The sequence below is a fragment of the Pseudomonas nicosulfuronedens genome (assembly GCF_005877905.1).
Taxonomy (GTDB): domain Bacteria; phylum Pseudomonadota; class Gammaproteobacteria; order Pseudomonadales; family Pseudomonadaceae; genus Pseudomonas; species Pseudomonas nicosulfuronedens.
Genome location: NZ_SWDV01000018.1, coordinates 133,291 through 151,290, shown reverse-complemented (window position 1 = coordinate 151,290; position 18,000 = coordinate 133,291). Strand labels below are relative to the sequence as shown.

17 protein-coding genes are annotated in these 18,000 nt (G+C 63.1%); 9 read left to right on the top strand and 8 right to left on the bottom strand.

What is annotated here, in order from left to right; translation table 11 throughout:
• Nucleotides 1-45: 45 nt before the first annotated feature.
• Both FAS41_RS16140 and FAS41_RS16135 read right to left on the bottom strand, forming a co-directional pair.
• Entirely contained in the window at nt 46-327 is a 282-nt protein-coding gene (locus tag FAS41_RS16140) for a hypothetical protein (protein ID WP_138523962.1), read from the bottom strand.
• Between the two features lie 157 nt (nt 328-484).
• Nucleotides 485-1,435, bottom strand: coding sequence for a phospholipase D family protein (locus FAS41_RS16135; protein WP_138523960.1), 951 nt, complete (start codon nt 1,433-1,435; stop codon nt 485-487).
• Nucleotides 1,436-1,682: 247 nt separating this feature from the next.
• Here FAS41_RS16135 and FAS41_RS16130 point away from each other — a divergent pair, with 247 nt between their 5' ends.
• Nucleotides 1,683-3,272 (top strand): ABC-F family ATPase, encoded by a 1,590-nt coding sequence (locus tag FAS41_RS16130; protein ID WP_138523958.1) that lies wholly within the window; start codon nt 1,683-1,685, stop codon nt 3,270-3,272.
• 171 nt (nt 3,273-3,443) lie between these two features.
• Here FAS41_RS16130 and FAS41_RS16125 read toward each other — a convergent pair whose 3' ends face one another.
• Complete coding sequence (locus FAS41_RS16125; RefSeq protein WP_138523956.1) at nt 3,444-4,457, bottom strand: alpha/beta hydrolase family protein; 1,014 nt, start codon at nt 4,455-4,457, stop codon at nt 3,444-3,446.
• A 199-nt stretch (nt 4,458-4,656) separates the two neighbouring features.
• Entirely contained in the window at nt 4,657-5,265 is a 609-nt protein-coding gene (locus FAS41_RS16120) for an FMN-dependent NADH-azoreductase (protein ID WP_138523954.1), read from the bottom strand.
• Nucleotides 5,266-5,397: 132 nt separating this feature from the next.
• Between FAS41_RS16120 and FAS41_RS16115 the strand changes: the two genes are divergently transcribed.
• Entirely contained in the window at nt 5,398-6,303 is a 906-nt protein-coding gene (locus FAS41_RS16115) for a LysR substrate-binding domain-containing protein (RefSeq protein ID WP_138523952.1), read from the top strand.
• A 9-nt stretch (nt 6,304-6,312) separates the two neighbouring features.
• On the opposite strand, the gene FAS41_RS16110 is transcribed toward FAS41_RS16115, so the two are convergent.
• Nucleotides 6,313-7,023, bottom strand: coding sequence for a DUF1294 domain-containing protein (locus tag FAS41_RS16110; protein ID WP_171049494.1), 711 nt, complete (start codon nt 7,021-7,023; stop codon nt 6,313-6,315).
• A 17-nt stretch (nt 7,024-7,040) separates the two neighbouring features.
• Nucleotides 7,041-7,871 carry an undecaprenyl-diphosphate phosphatase gene (locus FAS41_RS16105; protein ID WP_138523948.1) on the bottom strand — a complete coding sequence of 277 codons (831 nt, stop codon included), beginning with the start codon at nt 7,869-7,871 and terminating at the stop codon, nt 7,041-7,043.
• A gap of 628 nt (nt 7,872-8,499) precedes the next feature.
• Here FAS41_RS16105 and FAS41_RS16100 point away from each other — a divergent pair.
• The 7 genes from FAS41_RS16100 to FAS41_RS16070 all read left to right on the top strand — a co-directional run bounded on the left by FAS41_RS16100 (nt 8,500) and on the right by FAS41_RS16070 (nt 14,592).
• Entirely contained in the window at nt 8,500-8,952 is a 453-nt protein-coding gene (locus FAS41_RS16100; RefSeq protein ID WP_138523946.1) for a hypothetical protein, read from the top strand.
• A gap of 1 nt (nt 8,953) precedes the next feature.
• Nucleotides 8,954-9,532, top strand: a complete 579-nt coding sequence (locus FAS41_RS16095) for an adhesin (RefSeq protein ID WP_138523944.1) — start codon at nt 8,954-8,956, stop codon at nt 9,530-9,532.
• 55 nt (nt 9,533-9,587) lie between these two features.
• Complete coding sequence (locus FAS41_RS16090) at nt 9,588-10,595, top strand: heme utilization protein (protein WP_138523942.1); 1,008 nt, start codon at nt 9,588-9,590, stop codon at nt 10,593-10,595.
• A 74-nt stretch (nt 10,596-10,669) separates the two neighbouring features.
• Nucleotides 10,670-11,350, top strand: coding sequence for a C39 family peptidase (locus FAS41_RS16085; protein WP_138523940.1), 681 nt, complete (start codon nt 10,670-10,672; stop codon nt 11,348-11,350).
• A 46-nt stretch (nt 11,351-11,396) separates the two neighbouring features.
• Nucleotides 11,397-12,143: a hypothetical protein gene (locus FAS41_RS16080; protein ID WP_138523938.1), complete on the top strand. Its 747-nt coding sequence runs from the start codon at nt 11,397-11,399 to the stop codon at nt 12,141-12,143.
• Between the two features lie 52 nt (nt 12,144-12,195).
• Nucleotides 12,196-13,470, top strand: coding sequence for a transporter (locus FAS41_RS16075; protein WP_138523936.1), 1,275 nt, complete (start codon nt 12,196-12,198; stop codon nt 13,468-13,470).
• Between the two features lie 645 nt (nt 13,471-14,115).
• Nucleotides 14,116-14,592: a BRO-N domain-containing protein gene (locus FAS41_RS16070; protein WP_138523934.1), complete on the top strand. Its 477-nt coding sequence runs from the start codon at nt 14,116-14,118 to the stop codon at nt 14,590-14,592.
• 343 nt (nt 14,593-14,935) lie between these two features.
• Here FAS41_RS16070 and FAS41_RS16065 read toward each other — a convergent pair whose 3' ends face one another.
• Both FAS41_RS16065 and FAS41_RS16060 read right to left on the bottom strand, forming a co-directional pair.
• Complete coding sequence (locus FAS41_RS16065) at nt 14,936-16,270, bottom strand: sigma-54 dependent transcriptional regulator (protein ID WP_138523932.1); 1,335 nt, start codon at nt 16,268-16,270, stop codon at nt 14,936-14,938.
• A gap of 131 nt (nt 16,271-16,401) precedes the next feature.
• Nucleotides 16,402-17,892, bottom strand: coding sequence for a RimK family protein (locus FAS41_RS16060; protein ID WP_138523930.1), 1,491 nt, complete (start codon nt 17,890-17,892; stop codon nt 16,402-16,404).
• Between the last annotated feature and the right edge of the window lie 108 nt (nt 17,893-18,000).

Here is an 18,000-nt window from a genome sequence, read left to right as displayed (position 1 = left end):
GCCACGGGGCGTTTTTCGTTCTGACTTGCTTCTGCTCCAGGCCGCCTACTCCAGGCTGCGTCGCCTGGGCAACCAGGGCATCGGCGGCAGCGCCATGCGCAGGATGTGGAAGCACAGCAGCAGGATGAGCGCGCCGGCCAAGAAGGAGCCGAGGCGCTGGGCCGGTTCGAGCGTGTCATTGAGCACATTGAGGAACAGCATCGCGCTGCCGCCCAGCATGCAGGCCAGCAGGAACACCGAGAGAATGTAGATCTTCAGCGTCAACAACCGCCAATGCCAGCGCATGCGGCGGCGGACGGGGACTTCATCGGGGGGAAGTTGCGGCATGATCCATTGCCTCCTGACAGGTTTCTGACGGGCTCACGCAACTGCGGCATGCGACGTCGAGATATTGGCAGGATGCTAGCCATCATCGTGCAGAATGCCAAGTCGCACAGCGCGCAACCGTCGGGTCGCAGGCTGTGCGCCGATGAATGGCTGCTGCTCAGCGCACCACGCTATTGATGTCGTGGCGATTGAGCGAAGTACGCATTTCTTCGTACCACTCCGGGATCACGTCCTTCAGGCGCTCCTTGGCATCTTCCAGCTTGAACGGCTGGGTGTAGCGCTTCTTGCGGTAGGAGTAGATGAAGTAGGTGCCGTTACGGTAGAGGATTCGGTCGAAGGTGTAGAAGCCGATGTGCGTGCCGTTGCAGCGCGCCGTCAGCACCATGTCGCCTTCTTCGTAGGGCAGCACGCCCTCCGCGCACTCGTAGGTGAAGAACTCGCGCACGTCTTCCCAGTCCACGCCGTCGCTGCTGGCGTGGAGGAAGGCTTCAGCTTGCTCCTCGGACTCATCGGAATGGTCGCTGTACCAGATGAACAGCGGGATGCTCTGGTTGGTCTCGTCACCCAGCCAGCTCTCTCCGTCCAGGTACTGCGCGCTGCGTGCCAGGCTGGCCTGAACGCGGCGATGGCTCTGGCGGTACTCCTCCAGCTGCTCGTCGAAGGCCCGCGAGTCCTGGCCCAGCACCACGCCTTCCATGCCCTTGATCTCGCTCACGCGCGCCAGGTACTCGGCATACAGCGCTGCGTCCTGGATCACGGTGCAGGTGTCACGAGTGAGGCTCAGGCCGATTTCGGTGAAGTTGGCGCTGCCCAGCACGACCACATCCGGCTCGATCAGGATCAGCTTCCAATGCACGCTGTTCTGCGCGCGGAAGTCGACGTGGAGGGTGACGTTAGCGCCGGCATCGCGGACGCAGAAATCGATGAAGTCCGGCGAGCTGAACGAGTTGATGGTGCCCACCAGCAGGTCCAGGCGATTGCCCTTTTCCACCAGGGTTTCGATCAGTGACTCGGTTTCACTGGCGGAGGCCGAGACCACGGTGATCAGCTTGTCGCTGACCTGCTCCAGGTAGTGCCTGAGCGAATGTTGAGCGTTTAGGATTTTCATACAGCCCCCACCGGAATTCTGAACACCGAATTCTGATGCAGGACTATGGGGGGTTTCAACTGTCTGATACTGCCACACGCCCGCAGAACGGGAGCTGTAGCGGCAAAGCATGCAGTGCAGGCCTGGCTGTGGCATAATGAGCGGCTTTGCCAGGCGCCTGTCGGCCTCGTTCGACAGCGCATGCCTTCCCTGCCCGCCCGCGCCGTCCGCGCCCGGCGCGCACCATGTCCAGCCAAGGGTCAGTCAGTTGATTTCCACCGCCAATATCACCATGCAGTTTGGCGCCAAGCCGCTGTTCGAAAACGTTTCCGTCAAGTTCGGCAACGGCAACCGCTACGGCCTGATCGGCGCCAACGGTTGCGGCAAATCCACCTTCATGAAGATCCTCGGTGGTGAGCTGGAGCCTTCCGGCGGCCAGGTGATGCTGGAAAACGGCGTGCGCCTGGGCAAACTGCGCCAGGACCAGTTCGCCTACGAAGACTTCAGCGTGATCGACACCGTGATCATGGGCCACGAGGAATTGTGGAAGGTCAAGGCCGAGCGCGACCGCATCTACTCCCTGCCGGAGATGAGCGAGGAAGACGGCATGGCCGTGGCCGAGCTGGAGGTCCAGTTCGCCGAGTTCGACGGCTATACCGCCGAATCCCGCGCCGGTGAACTGCTGCTGGGCCTGGGCATTCCACTGGACCAGCACTTCGGCCCGATGAGCGCCGTCGCTCCGGGCTGGAAGCTGCGCGTGCTGCTGGCCCAGGCGCTGTTCTCCGACCCGGACCTGCTGCTGCTCGATGAACCGACCAACCACCTGGACATCAACACCATCCGCTGGCTGGAAAACGTCATCACGGCGCGTAACAGCACCATGATCATCATTTCCCACGATCGTCACTTCCTGAACAGCGTCTGCACCCACATGGCGGACCTGGACTACGGCGAGCTGCGCCTGTTCCCGGGCAACTACGACGAGTACATGACCGCAGCCGAACAGGCCCGCGAGCGCCTGCTGTCGGACAACGCCAAGAAGAAAGCCCAGATCGCCGAGCTGCAGACCTTCGTCAGCCGCTTCTCGGCCAACGCCTCCAAGGCCAAGCAGGCCACCAGCCGTGCACGCCAGATCGACAAGATCCAGCTGGAAGAGGTCAAGCCGTCCAGCCGCGTCAGCCCGTTCATCCGCTTCGAGCAGCACAAGAAGCTGCACCGCCAGGCAGTGACCCTGGAGAAGGTCAGCCAGGGCTTCGACGGCACCTCGCTGTTCAAGAACCTGAGCATGCAGGTGGAAGCCGGCGAGCGCATCGCGATCATCGGTCCGAACGGCATCGGCAAGACCACCCTGCTGCGCACCCTGGTGGGCGACATGTCGCCCACCGCCGGCGAAGTGAAGTGGACCGACAGCGCGGACGTGGGCTACTTCGCCCAGGACCACGCCGAGGACTTCGAGGACGACTACAACCTGTTCGACTGGATGGCCCAGTGGACCCAGGGCGGCGAGCAACTGGTGCGCGGCACCCTCGGCCGCATGCTGTTCTCCAACGACGACATCAAGAAGTCGGTGAAGGTGATCTCCGGTGGTGAACAGGGCCGCATGCTGTTCGGCAAGCTGATCCTCAAGCGCCCCAACGTGCTGGTGATGGACGAGCCGACCAACCACCTGGACATGGAATCCATCGAGTCGCTCAACCTCGCGCTGGAGAACTATCCGGGCACCCTGATCTTCGTCAGCCATGACCGCGAGTTCGTGTCCTCCCTGGCCACCCGCATCATCGAACTGTCGGAAAACGGCGTGACCGACTTCAGCGGCAGCTACGATGACTACCTGCGCAGCCAGGGCGTGATCGTCTGATCAACGCCAAGCTGCAATGAAAAAGCCCCGCCCAGTGCGGGGCTTTTTCTTGCTCCTTGATCTTCGTAGGAGCGAGCTTGCTCGCGAACCTGTCTGACACCAGTGCAGCCGGGAAACCTATTCGCTAGCAAGCTCGCTCCTACAAGGGGCACCTTTTTGCTCAGCCCCGGATCAACGCCCCGACGTCTGCATCGTCGCGCTACCGAGACTGACATCGAAGAATTCCGCCGCCGAGGCCGCCAGGTCACGGTGGATGGCCTGCCGGTCCAATCCCTGGGTGTCAGTGCAGAGATCCGGCGTAGCTTCCTTCTCCTCCTCCGAACAGGGCGACATGAAGACAAAGTGCCCTGCCCCATCCAGCACTCGCAGGTCCGCCTGCTGCGGCAGCTTGCGCGCCAGCGCGCCGGCATTTTTCTTCCAGTCGAGAATCTTGTCATCGTTGCCGGTATAGAGCAGCACCGGTACCTGCACGTCTTCCAGCTCATGGACGCCATACATCAGGCTCAGCGGCGCCAGCAACAGCAACGCGCCGATGCGCGGATCGGCCATCGGCACCAGGTCGTTGCGATCAGCGCGCACCTGGCCCTTCTCGCTGCAGGCATCGCGGTCGTCCGGGCGCTCCTGGCAATATTTGATCAACCGTTCCAGGCGTGGCTGGGCGCCGGCCAGGATCAGCGCAGTCTCACCACCGGCGGAATAGCCGATCACCCCGACCTTGCGCGGATCGGCAATGGCCGCAACCTTGGGATCGAGCAAGGCGGCGCTGATGGTTTCCGACACCTGCAGCGGCCGCCCGTAAAGGTTGCTCATCGCGCCCAGGCGGCTGTGGTCATGCAGGTTATCGCCGGGATGCAGCAGGGTCACCACCACGAAGCCTTTGCGCACCAGCGCCTCGATCAGGTCACGATGGGCCAGCGGTGTGCCGTAGTTGCCATGGGACATCACCAGCAGCGGGAAGCGACCGTTGGCAGTCTGCCCTTCATAGGCGACATCGAGGATGAAATTACCCAGGTGCAGGGGCTGTTCGGATGCGCGCGTCGGATAGAAGGCGATGGCCTTCATCGGTTGCTGGTCCAGCGGGTCGCTCACCTGCAGGCGGTGAAAACCCACATTCCAGCCCTGCACCGCCCAACTCGCGGTACTGAAGGTAACGAGCAACAGGAACCAGAACAGGCGCCTCGCCATGGTGCAGTTCGCTCCGATTTGTCTCCAGATCAGGCGCCACGAGGCTTGTTGGTGAATGCAGAGACCGCCGGGCGCCGCCTGGAGAGAACCTCTGCATAGTACGCGCCAGCGGGACTGGCTCCGTGCCCGCAGACAGACGGCAGTGCCCAGGCGCAAAAAAGCCCCGCATGGGCGGGGCTTTTTCTGCTCACGGCAGCGATCAGGCAGCGGCGAACTGGCTGGCGATGCTCGCCTGGGCGCCGGCGATGGCGTTGCGGCGCGGCTCGTCACCGTAGGCAAGGCCTTCGGCACGCACGACCTCGATATCGGTGATGCCGAGGAAGTTAAGCACCAGCTCCAGGTAGTTCTCGTGGGCGACACCGCTGGGCTGGCCGGCATGGATACCACCGGCGGTGGACACAATGATCACTTTCTTGCCGCCGGCCAGGCCTTCCGGACCGCTCTCGGTGTAGCGGAAGGTCTTGCCGGCGACGGCGATGCGGTCGATCCAGGCCTTCAACTGACTGGGGATCGAGAAGTTGTACATCGGCGCGCCAATGACGATGGCGTCGGCGCCGAGGAACTCCTCAATGCTCTTCTCGCCCAGATCGGCTTCGTGCTTCTGCGCCGCATCGCGCAGCTCGGCCGGGGTGCCGGCGGCAACCAGGCTGGCGGAGGACAGGTGGCTGATGGCGTCGGCGGCCAGGTCACGGTAGGTCACTTCGACGCCCGGCTCGGCGGCGGCCCAGGCAGCGACCAGTTCGGCGCTCAGCTGGCGGGAAGTGGAGTTGTCGCCAAGGATGCTCGAATCGATGTGCAGCAGTTTCATGAGTCTTCTCCAGTCGATGACGCCAAGTGAGTTGGCGGAGGAATTCGTCGTTGGAGGCAAGACTACGCATGTAGCCAATCTTCGATAAGTCGGCAAAAATGCAATGATTCGTCTCACCAGCAGGACAATCCCATGCAGGACCTCAATGACCTCTTCTATTTCGCCAAGGTGGTGGAAGCTGGAGGCTTCGCCGCCGCCGGACGCCTGCTGGGCCTGCCGAAGTCTCGCCTGTCGCGGCGCGTAGCGGAACTGGAAGCGCGCCTGAATGTGCGCCTGCTGCAGCGCACCACCCGCAAACTGGCGCTCACGGACCTGGGAGAGCGCTATTACCGACATTGCCAGGCAATGCTCGTGGAAGCCGAGATGGCGGACGAAGTCGCCGCGCAACTGAGCGCCGAACCGCGCGGACGGGTGCGCTTGTCGTGTCCGGTGGCGCTGGCGGAAACCTCGTTGAACGAGATGCTGCCCGGATTCCTCGCGGCCTATCCGCAGGTGAACCTGGAGCTGATGCTGACCAACCGCCGCGTCGACCTGCTCAACGAAAGTATCGATGTCGCCCTGCGCGTGCGCTCGCCGGGGGATGAGGACCTGTCGCTGATCTCGCGGCGCCTGCGCCGGGCGAAGACCGCCCTGGTGGCCGCGCCCTCGCTGCTCAAGGGCGTCAAGTTGCGCACGCCGGAAGACCTGGCCACCCTGCCCGTCCTCGGTGCCATCGACAATGATCGCCGCGTGCACATGAAGCTGACCGGCCCGCAAGGTGAGGTGAAGGAAGTGGCGCTGGAGGCGCGACTGGCGGTGGAGGACTTCAACCTGCGCAAGAACGTGGCACTGGCGGGACTGGGCGTGACCATTCTGCCGCTGCATTACTGCACAGGGGAGCTGGAGGACGGTCGCCTGGTGCGTGTACTGCCCGCCTGGAGCGAGCCTGAGGCCTACCTGCAGGCAGTCTACCCGCACCGGCGCGGCATCCTGCCGGCGGTGCGGGCGTTGCTCGACTACCTGGAGGAAGGCTTCTCGAAGGACGACTGGCCCGTCTGACCGGATCGATCAGGTCGGGGCGGCGCCCAGCCCAAGCAGTGCGCCAATCCAGCCCAGCAACCGGCCACCGCTGAGCCAGTCGATCCAGAACAGCTGGTGCAGCACGACGATGGCCCAGAACACCAGCTGGAAGGACAGCTTGCGGGTCTTGTGACGGAACACCTGCTGCGCGAGGAAAGCGCCCGGCCAACCGCCGAGCAACTCCAGCAGATGCAGGCTCTGTTCCGGAGTACGCCAGTCGTTGCGCTCGGCACTGCGCTTGTCACGCCAGTAAGCGAAGAAAGCCAGGATGCTGAAGACCGGATAGAGCAGCAGGAACCAGACGAAGTAAGCCTCCTTCAGCCAGAGCACCGAGCCGATGACGGGCAGCGCCAGCAGCGCTGCGAGGGCGACCAAGGCGCGCCCGAGCGAGCGTTTCGGTGCACTGGGGAAGGCTACTTCGCGGCCACTGCGAACGCGCTCGCGGGTGGCTGTCGCGGCGGGTCTGCGGCGAATGGCCGGAGTATCGATGGCCAGTCCCGCCAGACGGGCATGATCGGCGCGGGGGCGGCCGTCCTTGCCGGCGCCTTCGACGTAACAGACCTGGTCGCCCGCTGCCGGGCGGCGGTCGCCACGAAAGTCGGAGATATGCAGGAAGACTTCCTTGCCGCCGGCCTGGGGACGGATGAAGCCGAAGCCCTTGTCATCGTCCCAGCGGCTGATGGTGCCGTTCTTTTCCACGTTCACTCGCAATCGGATCAGGGTTTGGCGCTGCTCCAGTCGATCAAGGCGAACTGCCAGGTCGCCAGGATCAGCAGGCCGAACACGATACGGTACCAGGCAAAGGCCGCATAGCTGTGGTTGGCGATGAACTTGAGCAGGCCGCGTACGGCAATCATCGCGAAGATGAAAGAGGTGACGAAGCCGACGGCAAACACCGGCAAGTCCGCAGGCTGAAAGACATCGCGATACTTGTAGCCGGAGTAGACCGCAGCACCGACCATGGTGGGCATCGCCAGGAAGAAGGAGAACTCGGTGGCTGCCTTGCGCGACAGGCCGAACAGCAGGCCGCCGATGATGGTCGCACCGGAGCGCGAGGTGCCCGGGATCAGGGCCAGGCACTGGCAACAGCCGACCTTCAGGGCTTCCTTCCAGGTCATGTCGTCCACGGTTTCGGCGTGGATCACGTGCTGGCGCTTCTCCGCCCAGAGCATGATCACGCCGCCCACGACCAGGGCAACGGCCACGGTGATCGGGTTGAACAGGTAGTGGTGGATGTAGTCGGCGAACGCCACGCCCAGCACCACCGCCGGGAAGAAGGCGATCAGCAGGTTGACGGTGAAGCGCTGTGCCTTAGGCTGGGTGGGCAGGCCAAAGACGATGTCGAGAATCTTGCGGCGAAACTCCCAGACTACCGCCAGGATGGCGGCCAGCTGGATGATGATGTTGAAGGCTTCGGCCCGCTCGCCGCCAAAGCCGATGAGGTCCGCCACGATGATCTGGTGGCCGGTGCTGGAGATCGGCAGGAACTCGGTAAGCCCCTCGACCACGCCCAGGATGAAGGCCTGAAAGGCGCTCCACAAATCCATACTACTGTCCCCCGCGAGGCACGCTGGCTCGCTCATTTCTAATGGTTATTCCCCGCTGTCTGCTCCTGGCGCCCAAGCGCCACAGCGGCGTCGGCATGCTAATGCATTGCCTGCAGATCGCTACGAAATTCACAAAAATTTCTCCTGCGCAGCGCAAGCAGAGCATGCGTTGGCACTTCAGCAAAATTGACTCTGCCTCCGTCGCCAGGAAGATGCAGACAACCGCGATACGGGCGGGTTCGCGCCATCATGCAAAATGCCTAATTCATTGAAAAGACTGCAGTACTCAAGTACCAAAAAACCTACAAATTCTTCGTTTCTGTTAGCACTACGAAACACTCGAATCCCCGCAAAGGCCTGCGGATCGGGCCTCGCCCTTCCCCACCCAAAGTTGTGTATCACCGACGAAACAGAATCCGCTTCACCCGTGATAAAGGCCCCGTTCTAGGGCCTGCGAAGCGCTTTGGCACGGCAGTTCTGTATCAGCGTGGAAACACTCGCCCCCCAATGGCTCACATGGCCTCGCGCCATGTCATTGATTCTCAATGACAGTTTAAAAGCGGCACAGCAACTGCTCCTCCTTGGTACCGCTGGTTAGGGCTCAGCGCACCAAGAAGGAACCGCCATCATGGGGAACATCGACTCACGGATAGTCGGCATTCTCGTCACGCTCGCTTGCGGCGCGGCCAGCGTCCCGCTGTGCCCGGTTGCACAAGCCGGCGACGGCACCATCGTCCTGCAACGCCAGGTGCAGCCACGCGTCGCCACCCGGCCGACCGACATTCCCGACCCAAACCCGATCACCGTCAACCCGAACATTTCCGAGCAGATCGTGCGCCAGACCGGAAACGCGGAGCTGAGCGACAGCGACTTCGCCGGTGTCACCAGTGGCTCCAGCCTGCAACGGCACATCCTGCCCGGAGGCCAACTGGTCGGCATGGACAACGGCGCCAACCAGACCCTCAACGGCAACAGCATGGGCGCGGGTGCGGCCGGTGGCGGCGCCGGCATCTCCAACTCGGTGAACCGCACCGTCCAGCAAGGGCTTTCGCCCCTGCGCATGCTGACGGGGGACCGCTGAGATGAACACCCGCCTGCTCGCTCTCCCTCTCCTGCTCTGCAGCGTCACGGCCCTGGCTGCTGATCCTTCGACGGTCAACAACGCCAGCATCGACAGCGCCGTACGCAATTACCGCGGCGTCGCCAGCGTGAACCAGGCCGCCGGGGATGCACAGCAACAGGCTAACGGCCGAGCCATTGCCATCGGCAGCAACGCCCAGGCCACCACCCAGTTCCGGCAAACGGTCAACGCCTTCGTTGACCCCAGCCAGGCCGCGTCCGCCAGCATCACCGGCAACGCTTTCACCAACGGCAACGGAGCCCTGGGCGTGAACCAGGCAGCCGGGGCCGCCAACCAGCAAGTGAACGCCATGCGGATCAGCGTCAGCGCGATTCCGCAGAGCGTCGATGACAGCGTGCTTTCCCAGCAGAACGTCGCGCTGCCAGTGAACTCAGGCTCGATGGACGCCACCACGGGTAGCCGGCAGGTCGTTACCAGCGACCAGGCCTTTGCCGGCAGCCGGGGTGTCGTGCAGATGAGCCAGAGCGCCGGGGTCGGCAATCGCATTGCCAACACCCTGAGCATCCGGGTCGCGGATTGACCCAAGCCAACTCCAATAACACTAAACACGCCAAACAAAGCAAAGGAGATACACCATGAAACCAAGAATGGCTCTGAAGCCTCTGGTTTTCGCTGTTGCAGCGGTCATGGCTGTAGCAGTGCACGCGGATAACCGTAACAACAACGGGCATGGTCACGGCCACGACAATGGCCACGGTCATGAACAACATCAACCCAAGACCCCGTACGATCCCTACAAGGACCCACGGATCGAGGCAGGCGCCAGTGCAACGGTGGAAGACACCCAGGAAAGCAGCGACAACACCGTGGTGAACATGGGCACCAAGAACACCGCGACAGTCGACGGATCGTTGGGGAACGCATCCGGGAACGTGGGCGTCAACGTCGCCGCCGGCGATATGAACCAACAGGCCAACGCCGCCGCCCTGGCGACTGCCGATGAGAAGTTCATCTTCGGTACCGCCTATGCGTCGACTGAAGTGACCCAGAACAACACGGACAACCAGGCCTGGAACTTCTCCACCACCAACAAGGCTTCGCTGAACAACTCCGGCAGCAACTCCTCCGGGAACATCGGCATCAACATCGCGTCGGGCAACTACAACCAGCAGAAAAACGACATGGCAGCCGCCGTGTCCGGTGGTCGTAGTGCTGACTCCTACAGTGGCGCCACCCAGACCTCCAGTGGCAACACCGTGGGCAACGTAGCCTTCCTGACTTACGAGAAGGAAACCTTGCGGTCCACCTTCAGCGCCCATGGCACCTACAAGGGAGCAGGTGCAGGCTACGTGGTCGACGAGTCGGGCCGTGGCGGTCATGACGATAGCCGCAACAGCGGTGGCAGCAAAACCGACAAGGATCCGCTGTTCTTCGTCGAAGCTGGCACTGTTGATCTCAGAGGCCAGGCCACCTATCAGGTGCTGATCCCCACCGGCTGGAAAGACCCGGTGCGCAACGATGCCTCCATCAACAACTCGCTCAACAATGTGTCGGGCAACCTCGGCGCGAACGTTGCGGCTGGTGTAGGCAACCAGCAGAGCAACTCGCTGTCCATCGCCGCAGGCTGCAAATCCTGCCTGTAAGCGAAACGGCGTAGCACCTGGAGGCTCCGGCAACGGAGCCTCCTTCTCCTGAGCCACCCCAAGGCGTCACGATCATGCGTACGTCCGCCCTGCTTTTGCTCGCCCTTCTCTCGCTCACGGCACAGGCCGCGCAGCTCCCCTTCGCCGTTCTTCCCGGTGGGGCGGTGGCCTACAAGCCAGTCGAGAGCATCCGTGAGCGCAAGTTCAGCAATCTGGTCCAGCAGAAGACCGATTTCAGCTGCGGCGCCGCCGCGCTGGCAACGATCCTCCGCCAGGCCTACGCGCTGGACGTGGACGAGGAATTCGTGATCAAGGGGATGCTGGTCCGGGCCGACCCGGACCTGGTGCGCACGCAGGGCTTTTCGATGCTCGACATGAAGACGTACCTCGAAGGCATCGGCATGCGCGCACGCGGGTACCGAATCCCGCCGGCGTCTCTGGAGAAGCTGACGATCCCGGTGATAGTGCTGATGGATATCCGTGGCTACAAACACTTCGTCGTGATGCAGCGTGCCTACAAGGGCTACGTCTATATCGGCGACCCGGTGCTGGGCCACAAGCGCTTTACCCAGGAAGATTTTCTCAAAGGCTGGAACGGCATCATCTTCGCCGTCATCGGTCCGGGCTACGAACAGGCCAATGCCCTGATGAACCCGCCCGATCCACTGACGGCCAGGGACCGAATCAATGCGTTCAGCCCGGTCAAGGATGCGGAGCTCATGGAATTCGGTTTTATCCAGAGCGACTTCCTCTAAGACCGCACAAGAACGGAAGGCAGGAATCCTTCCGGGGAGAACCCCAATGAAAGTGATCCCATTGCTTGCCGCCACCTGCATAGTGGCCTGCCTGCCGGTCCAGGCAGAAAGCGTCTTCAAGCCGATCGAGCTGAAGGATCAGGAGCTGGCCCAACTTCGCGGCAAGTACGTGATGCCTGGCCGGGTCATCAGCTTCGGCATTGTCATGAGCAGCACCTGGAAGAACGCCGTGGGCGACAACATCGGCGCCAGGGTCAGCATGCAGGTCCAGGAGTCGACCATCAAACCGCAGTTCTACGTGACCACTATCGATGAACCGGCCACCGGCAACCCGGCTCCGCCCGCGGCGGGTACCGGCACGGTCACCGGCGGAGCGGGCCTCAGCCAGTCCCAGGGTGTCACTCAGAGCGTTCGCGCAGCAGGCGACTACAACACGGCCGCCAACACCGTCAGCATCGACGTGAAGGAGGCCGACCAGCCGCCGCCCGCCGTGGCCCAGCAGGGCACACCGCTGAACAGCACTCCGATTACCGCCAGCAACGGCGCCGGTGACGTCAGCGTCACGCCGGGCAATGGCAGCATCCAGCTAGCCATCAATGCCAACGGCCAGGGTGCCGCCATGCAGCAACTGGCTGCCGGCGGGCTGCTCCAGGCCGCGCAGATGGTGGGTGGGAATAATGCCGTCAATAACCTGGCACAGCTCAGCGTGGTGCTGAAAAACAACCTTCCGTCGTCTGGAGCGCTCGACTGCAATCTCGACCAACTCAAAGGGCTTCGCACTATGGGTATGTGATCTACGCTCCAGTGCGACTGTGAGGTCCAACCTATAAGAAGGACAGCGCGCCATGCACCGATCGCTATCGCTAGGAACTGCAATCTGTGTATCCGCATTACTCCCCTCGACCTTCGCCGCTGCGGCGACGGAAGCCGAGGTGGAGACGTTGAAACAGGAGCTGCTTGAGCTCAAGCAGCGCTACGAGGCCCAGCAGAAGGCCCTGATGGTGCTCGAGCAACGGGTCAGGCAGGTCGAGGAAGCTCCGGCCACGCCCGCCCAGCCCAAGCGCCTGGTCACCTCCACCGGCAAGCCGACACCGCCCGGAACCGGCAACACCGTTGCCTCCAGCGGCAGCTCCTACGGCGAGTCGCTCAAGGATGACGCCAGCCCACCCAAGAGCGTGGAGAACCTCTACGACGAGGCCAGCGGCTTCTTCGGCAATGGCGCGTTCAGTTTCGAGACGGGCATTACCTACACCCACTACGACACCAAGCAGCTGATCCTCAATGGCTTCCTGGCGTTGGACACGATCTTCCTGGGCAACATCGGCGTGGACAACATCAACGCCGACAACTGGACCCTGGACCTCACCGGCCGCTACAACTGGAACAACCGCTGGCAGTTCGACATAAACGCCCCCGTGGTCTACCGCGAAAGCACCTTCGAATCGGCCGGCGCCGGCAACTCCACGGCGCAGTCCACCGACGAGAAGGTCACCCGCGACCCGACACTGGGCGATGTCAACGTCGGCATCGCCTACAAGTTCATGGACGAAACCGAGTCGCGCCCCGACGCGGTGGTCAGCCTGCGGGTCAAGGCGCCCACCGGCAAGGAACCCTACGGCATCAAGCTCAAGCGCGCCTCGGACAACGACAACCTCAACGTGCCCGAGTCCCTGCCTACCGGCAACGGCGTATGGTCGGTCACCCCCGGCATCTCGCTGGTCAAGACCGTCGACCCGGCTGTGCTGTTCGGCAGCCTCTCCTACACCTACAACTTCGAGGAATCCTTCGACGACATCAGCCCCACCCAGGGCGTGAAGCAGAAAGGCAAGGTCGATCTCGGCGACTGGTTCCAGATCGGTGCGGGCGTGGCCTTCGCCCTCAACGAGAAGACCAGCATGTCGTTCTCCTTCTCCGACCTGATCGCCAAGAAGAGCAAGATCAAGGCCGACGGCGGCGACTGGACCACCGTCACCGGCAGCGACGCCAACGCGGCGTACTTCAACTGGGGTCTGACCTACGCGTGGAGCCCCAACCTGACCATCGTGCCGAACCTGTCCATCGGCATCTCGCCGGATGCGCCGGATTTCAGCTTCAGCGTGAAATTCCCGTATTACTTCTGACGGCTCGGCAGTCCAAACGCAAAGGCCCCTTTTCGGGGCCTTTGGCATTCTCCAGCGCCGCGTCTCTGCCGGCTCGGGTCATGACCGAGGATCGCGTGTGGCGTGCACCTGCAGGTCCAGCCCGGTGTCAGCTCGTGGGGCGGATTAGCCGGATCGCCGTAGGATGGGTGGAGCACGGCGATACCCATGCTGCCTGTGCAGGAGAGCGATGGGTATCGCTGCGCTCCACACCATCCTACAGCCGGACACCGGCGCAAGGGTTTTCGCGCGGAATCTCCCGACAAGCTCTCAGTTCCCGCAAGCCACCGCGCCAGGTACGCGCTTCGGCTGCTGCACGCTTGGGAACGCCCCTACACTGCGCCGGCGTTGCGGTCCTACGAGCCTCCTGCTTAGCGTTTCGCCCTGCCACAGCGTCATCGTGGCCAGGTGTGGAAACCTGTATTGACCTAACCAATGCAATAGCGGGAGCAATCCGGCATCACCTCGATGCCGGGTCGCTTTGCTGCCTATGGCGGACCGTGTGAGGCGGACTTCGGTCCGGCCGGGTTTGGTTAGGTTCAACCGGTTTTCCACCCTTGCACGGTCCGCCTCCCACTTTTCGCCAGTTTCGGGCGGCGGCTTCTTGAACGTACAAGGAGCTCCAGCATGAACCTTTCGATCGCCCCGGCCGACGACGGCCTGATCCCGACCCCTTTCATTCGTTACAACCGCCCATTGCGCGCCCTGCTGATCGAGCAGCAGGCGTGGTTTGTCGCCAGCGATTTGGGCAAGCTGCTCAGCTACAAGATCGGCGCGCCCTTCCTGACCCGCCTGGACAGCGACCAGCTTCGTCACGAGCGACTCGCCGGCAAGCCTGAGCCCGAGCTGCTGGTCAGCGAAAGCGGTCTGTACGCCCTGCTGCTGGTCTACTGCTACCACCCGGAAAACCGCAGCCTGCGCCAGTGGCTGAGCAACGAAGTGGTGCCCGCCCTGCGCGACCGCTGCAACCTCGACACGCGCCTGCCACGCCGGCGCATGCAACAGCTGCTGGGCGAATCACTTCCGGTCATGGATTGGCAAGGCAACCTGTGGCTGCGCTGGCGCGACGCCGTAGGGTTGTTGGAAAACCACCTTCACGCCTGAGCCGCTTTCGTAGGATGGGTGGAGCGCAGCGATACCCATCGATTCCTTGCCGCGACAACATGGGTATCGCCTAGGCTCCACCCATCCTACGACTCGCCCCGGCGCGGCATCCGTAGGGCGCATAACGCGCCAGCGTTATCCGCCGCAGGGGGCTGGCGGATAACCCGTTCCGGGTTATTCGCCCTACAACCCGGCAGCGGATTGCACCCGCAGGAGCGCACCCGACGCACGATTGCGGGCACCGCCTGGTGGCAGGGTGAAACCACGTGATCGCCTGCGGTTGCACCGCATCGCGGCGGGTAACGGCTCCACGTCCGTTCCCGCCCCGACCGGTTTCCCCGCCCTAGCGCAACTGATGCTTGTGCAACAAGCGATAGAAGGTCGGCCGCGAGATACCCAGCATCCGCGCCGCCACACTGAGGTTATCGCCGTGCCGGGCCAGCGCATCGCACATGGCCTGGCGCTCGGCACCGAGCTTGTATTCTTCCAGGGTCACCAGCGGCAGGTGCGCCGAGCGGCCCTTCTCCCGCTCCAGACCCAGGTCGCGGGACTCGATCTGCCGTCCCTCGGCCAACACCAGGCCACGCCGCACCCGGTTGGCCAGTTCGCGCACGTTGCCCGGCCAGCTGTGCTCGGCCATGGCCGCCAAGGCATCGTCCGAGAAGCGCCGCGGGCGGCGGCCGGTCTCGACGCTATAAAGGTGCGCGAAGTGATTGGCCAGCAGCGCCAGGTCGCCATTGCGCTCACGCAACGGCGAAGTGGATACCTGCAGGACGTTGAGCCGGTAGTAAAGGTCCTCACGGAACAGCCCCGCGCGCATTGCCTGCTCCAGGTCGACGTGGGTCGCCGCCAGCACCCGCACATCGACATCGATCGGCTGGCTGCCGCCGACGCGTTCGATCTGCTTCTCCTGCAAGACGCGCAGCAGGTTAGCCTGCAACTCCAACGGCAGGTCACCCACCTCGTCGAGGAACAGCGTGCCGCCGTTGGCCTGTTCGAAGCGGCCGATCTTGCGCTGGTGCGCCCCGGTGAACGCGCCCTTCTCGTGGCCGAACAGCTCGGACTGGATGAGCGCCTCGGGCATTGCCCCACAGTTGATCGCCACGAAGGGCCGGACCGCCCGCCGCGACTGGCGGTGCAGGGTACGCGCCACCAGTTCCTTGCCGGTGCCGCTCTCGCCGCGGATCAGCACGGGCGACTCGGTCGGCGCGAACTTCGCCAGCAACTTGCGTAGTTCACGCACATCGCGGCTCTCGCCGAGCAACTCATGCTGATGATCGTCACTGTGCACGCTGCCACGCCCGCGCAGACGCGCCATGCCGAACGCCCGACCGAGGGTGACCTGCACCCGCGCTACATCGAAGGGCAAGGTATGGAAATCGAAGAACCACTCGCTGACGAAATCGCCCACCTCATTGAGAGGCAATACGTCCGGGCTGAGCACGGCTATCCACTCCGTGCCGCTGCGGCTGATGAGTTCCTTGACGGACTCCCGGCGTTCGAGATGCCGGGGTTGCAAGCGCAGCAGGCCGACGTCACAGCCGCGATTGCTGGCACCGTCCAGCTCGCAACTGTCTACCTCCCACCCTGCTGCCCGTAATCCGGGTAATAACCTGCGGCAGTCGTCGCACGGATCGACAACCAGCAGGCGACGAGTATTCGCGGCTGCCTCGAGCATGCTCCCTTCCTTGGCGCCATTATTTTGAAAAACTTTAAAAAACAGTTGGTTGGCGCTCCAATTTGTAACGCTAGCAATATCTTGACGCCGCACATCGACCGTTTTCCTATAAGGTCAATACCGAATCGATCTCACCACCCGCGACCGCGCCGCTTGACTTCCAGACGCCGAACGAACTCCTCGAGCACCAGCTTGTAAAGGTCGTCTCCCAGGTAGACGTCCTCCACCCCGCAATCGATGTTCGGGTTGTCGTTCACCTCGATGACCACCACCCGGTCCCCCGCCTGCTTCAGATCCACGCCGTAGAGCCCGTCGCCGATCAGGTTGGCGGTTTTCACCGCCAGTTCCACGACCTTGCGCGGCGCCTCGTGGACGGCCATCGTGCGGAAATCGCCGCTCACTTCCTGGGCGTCCGGGCTGTGGTCGTAGATCTGCCAGTGCCCCTTGGACATGAAGTACTGGCAAGCGAATATGGGTTTCTGGTTCAAGACGCCGATCCGCCAGTCGTATTCGGTATAGAAGAACTCCTGGGCGAGCAGCAGCACCGAGCGCTCGAACAGCTCCGCGCTGGCCTTGAGCAACTCCTCCTGGTTGCCCACCTTGATCACCCCGCGGGAGAAACTGCCGTCGGGAATCTTCAGCACCAGCGGGAAACCCAGGCGCTCGCCGACCTTCTCCAGCTCCGCCGGGTTGTCCTTGTAGAGGATCTCGGTGGCCGGCATGCCCAGCTTGTGGCTGCGCAGCAGGTCGGCGAGGTAGACCTTGTTGGTGCAGCGCAGGATCGACACCGGGTCGTCCATCACCACCATGCCCTCGCTCTCGGCCTTCTTGGCGAAGCGGTAGGTGTGGTCACTGACGCTGGTGGTCTCGCGGATCAGCAGTGCGTCGTACTCGGCCAGGCGCGAGTAGTCCTTCTTTTCGATCAGCTCGACGTCTATGCCGAGGCTGCGGCCGATGCGGATGAAGTTCTTCAGCGCCTTGCGGTCAGACGGCGGGAAGGCTTCTTCCGGGTCGTGCAGGATCGCCAGGTCATAGCGGTACTGCTTGCGTGAACGCGGCTTGCGCCAGATCTGCCGGCTGAATCCCTCCAGCGCGGCGGCGAACTGGTCCTCCTGGTCCTCGCGCAGCTTGTGGATGTTGCCCGGTTTCACCCCTTCGATGTGCCAGCCCCGGTTCTTGCGGAACTCCACCAGCAGCATCGGGCACGGCAAGGCTTCGAACAGCTGGCGCGCCAGGTCCTGCAACGGTTCGATATCGGTGCGGCCGAAGTACAGCGTCAGGGTGAAACCATCGGTGCTGCCATAGGGATGATCGGCCAGCGCCTTGTCGAGGGTCTTCTCCAGGTCCTCCAGCGCCAGGCTGTAGAGCGACTTCTTCGCCAACTCGCTGATGCTGCGCACCGACGGGATCACCTTGTGCCCGCGCGCTTCGGCCAGCAGCGAGCAGTAATAGCCGTGGCCCAGGTACTTGTAGTTGCGGCACAGGTTGATCACCTGCACGCGCTTGCCATTGTCGTCGTCGATGGGCATCTCCAGGTACTCCTGGGCGGTGACCACGTCTTCGCTGGGGTAGTACGAAGCCCAGTCTTCCTTGCGTTCCACGATGATGAACAGCTTGCTCACGACACCTCCGAAGCTGGCTGGCGCGCTTGCCGCGCCCTGCCCCTGGGACAATACTGGTTGAGCTTCGACCGCAAGACGCAATGCCCGTTCGCAGCCAGCACCGGACAA

Coding starts and splice junctions, on each gene's coding strand:
- FAS41_RS16120 (WP_138523954.1), bottom strand. CDS start 5,265: ATGAAACTGCTGCACATCGATTCGAGCATCCTTGGCGACAACTCCACT.
- FAS41_RS16070 (WP_138523934.1), top strand. CDS start 14,116: ATGAACCTTTCGATCGCCCCGGCCGACGACGGCCTGATCCCGACCCCT.
- FAS41_RS16085 (WP_138523940.1), top strand. CDS start 10,670: ATGCGTACGTCCGCCCTGCTTTTGCTCGCCCTTCTCTCGCTCACGGCA.
- FAS41_RS16095 (WP_138523944.1), top strand. CDS start 8,954: ATGAACACCCGCCTGCTCGCTCTCCCTCTCCTGCTCTGCAGCGTCACG.
- FAS41_RS16075 (WP_138523936.1), top strand. CDS start 12,196: ATGCACCGATCGCTATCGCTAGGAACTGCAATCTGTGTATCCGCATTA.
- FAS41_RS16105 (WP_138523948.1), bottom strand. CDS start 7,871: ATGGATTTGTGGAGCGCCTTTCAGGCCTTCATCCTGGGCGTGGTCGAG.
- FAS41_RS16090 (WP_138523942.1), top strand. CDS start 9,588: ATGAAACCAAGAATGGCTCTGAAGCCTCTGGTTTTCGCTGTTGCAGCG.
- FAS41_RS16125 (WP_138523956.1), bottom strand. CDS start 4,457: ATGGCGAGGCGCCTGTTCTGGTTCCTGTTGCTCGTTACCTTCAGTACC.
- FAS41_RS16135 (WP_138523960.1), bottom strand. CDS start 1,435: ATGAAAATCCTAAACGCTCAACATTCGCTCAGGCACTACCTGGAGCAG.
- FAS41_RS16115 (WP_138523952.1), top strand. CDS start 5,398: ATGCAGGACCTCAATGACCTCTTCTATTTCGCCAAGGTGGTGGAAGCT.
- FAS41_RS16100 (WP_138523946.1), top strand. CDS start 8,500: ATGGGGAACATCGACTCACGGATAGTCGGCATTCTCGTCACGCTCGCT.
- FAS41_RS16080 (WP_138523938.1), top strand. CDS start 11,397: ATGAAAGTGATCCCATTGCTTGCCGCCACCTGCATAGTGGCCTGCCTG.
- FAS41_RS16140 (WP_138523962.1), bottom strand. CDS start 327: ATGCCGCAACTTCCCCCCGATGAAGTCCCCGTCCGCCGCCGCATGCGC.
- FAS41_RS16065 (WP_138523932.1), bottom strand. CDS start 16,270: ATGCTCGAGGCAGCCGCGAATACTCGTCGCCTGCTGGTTGTCGATCCG.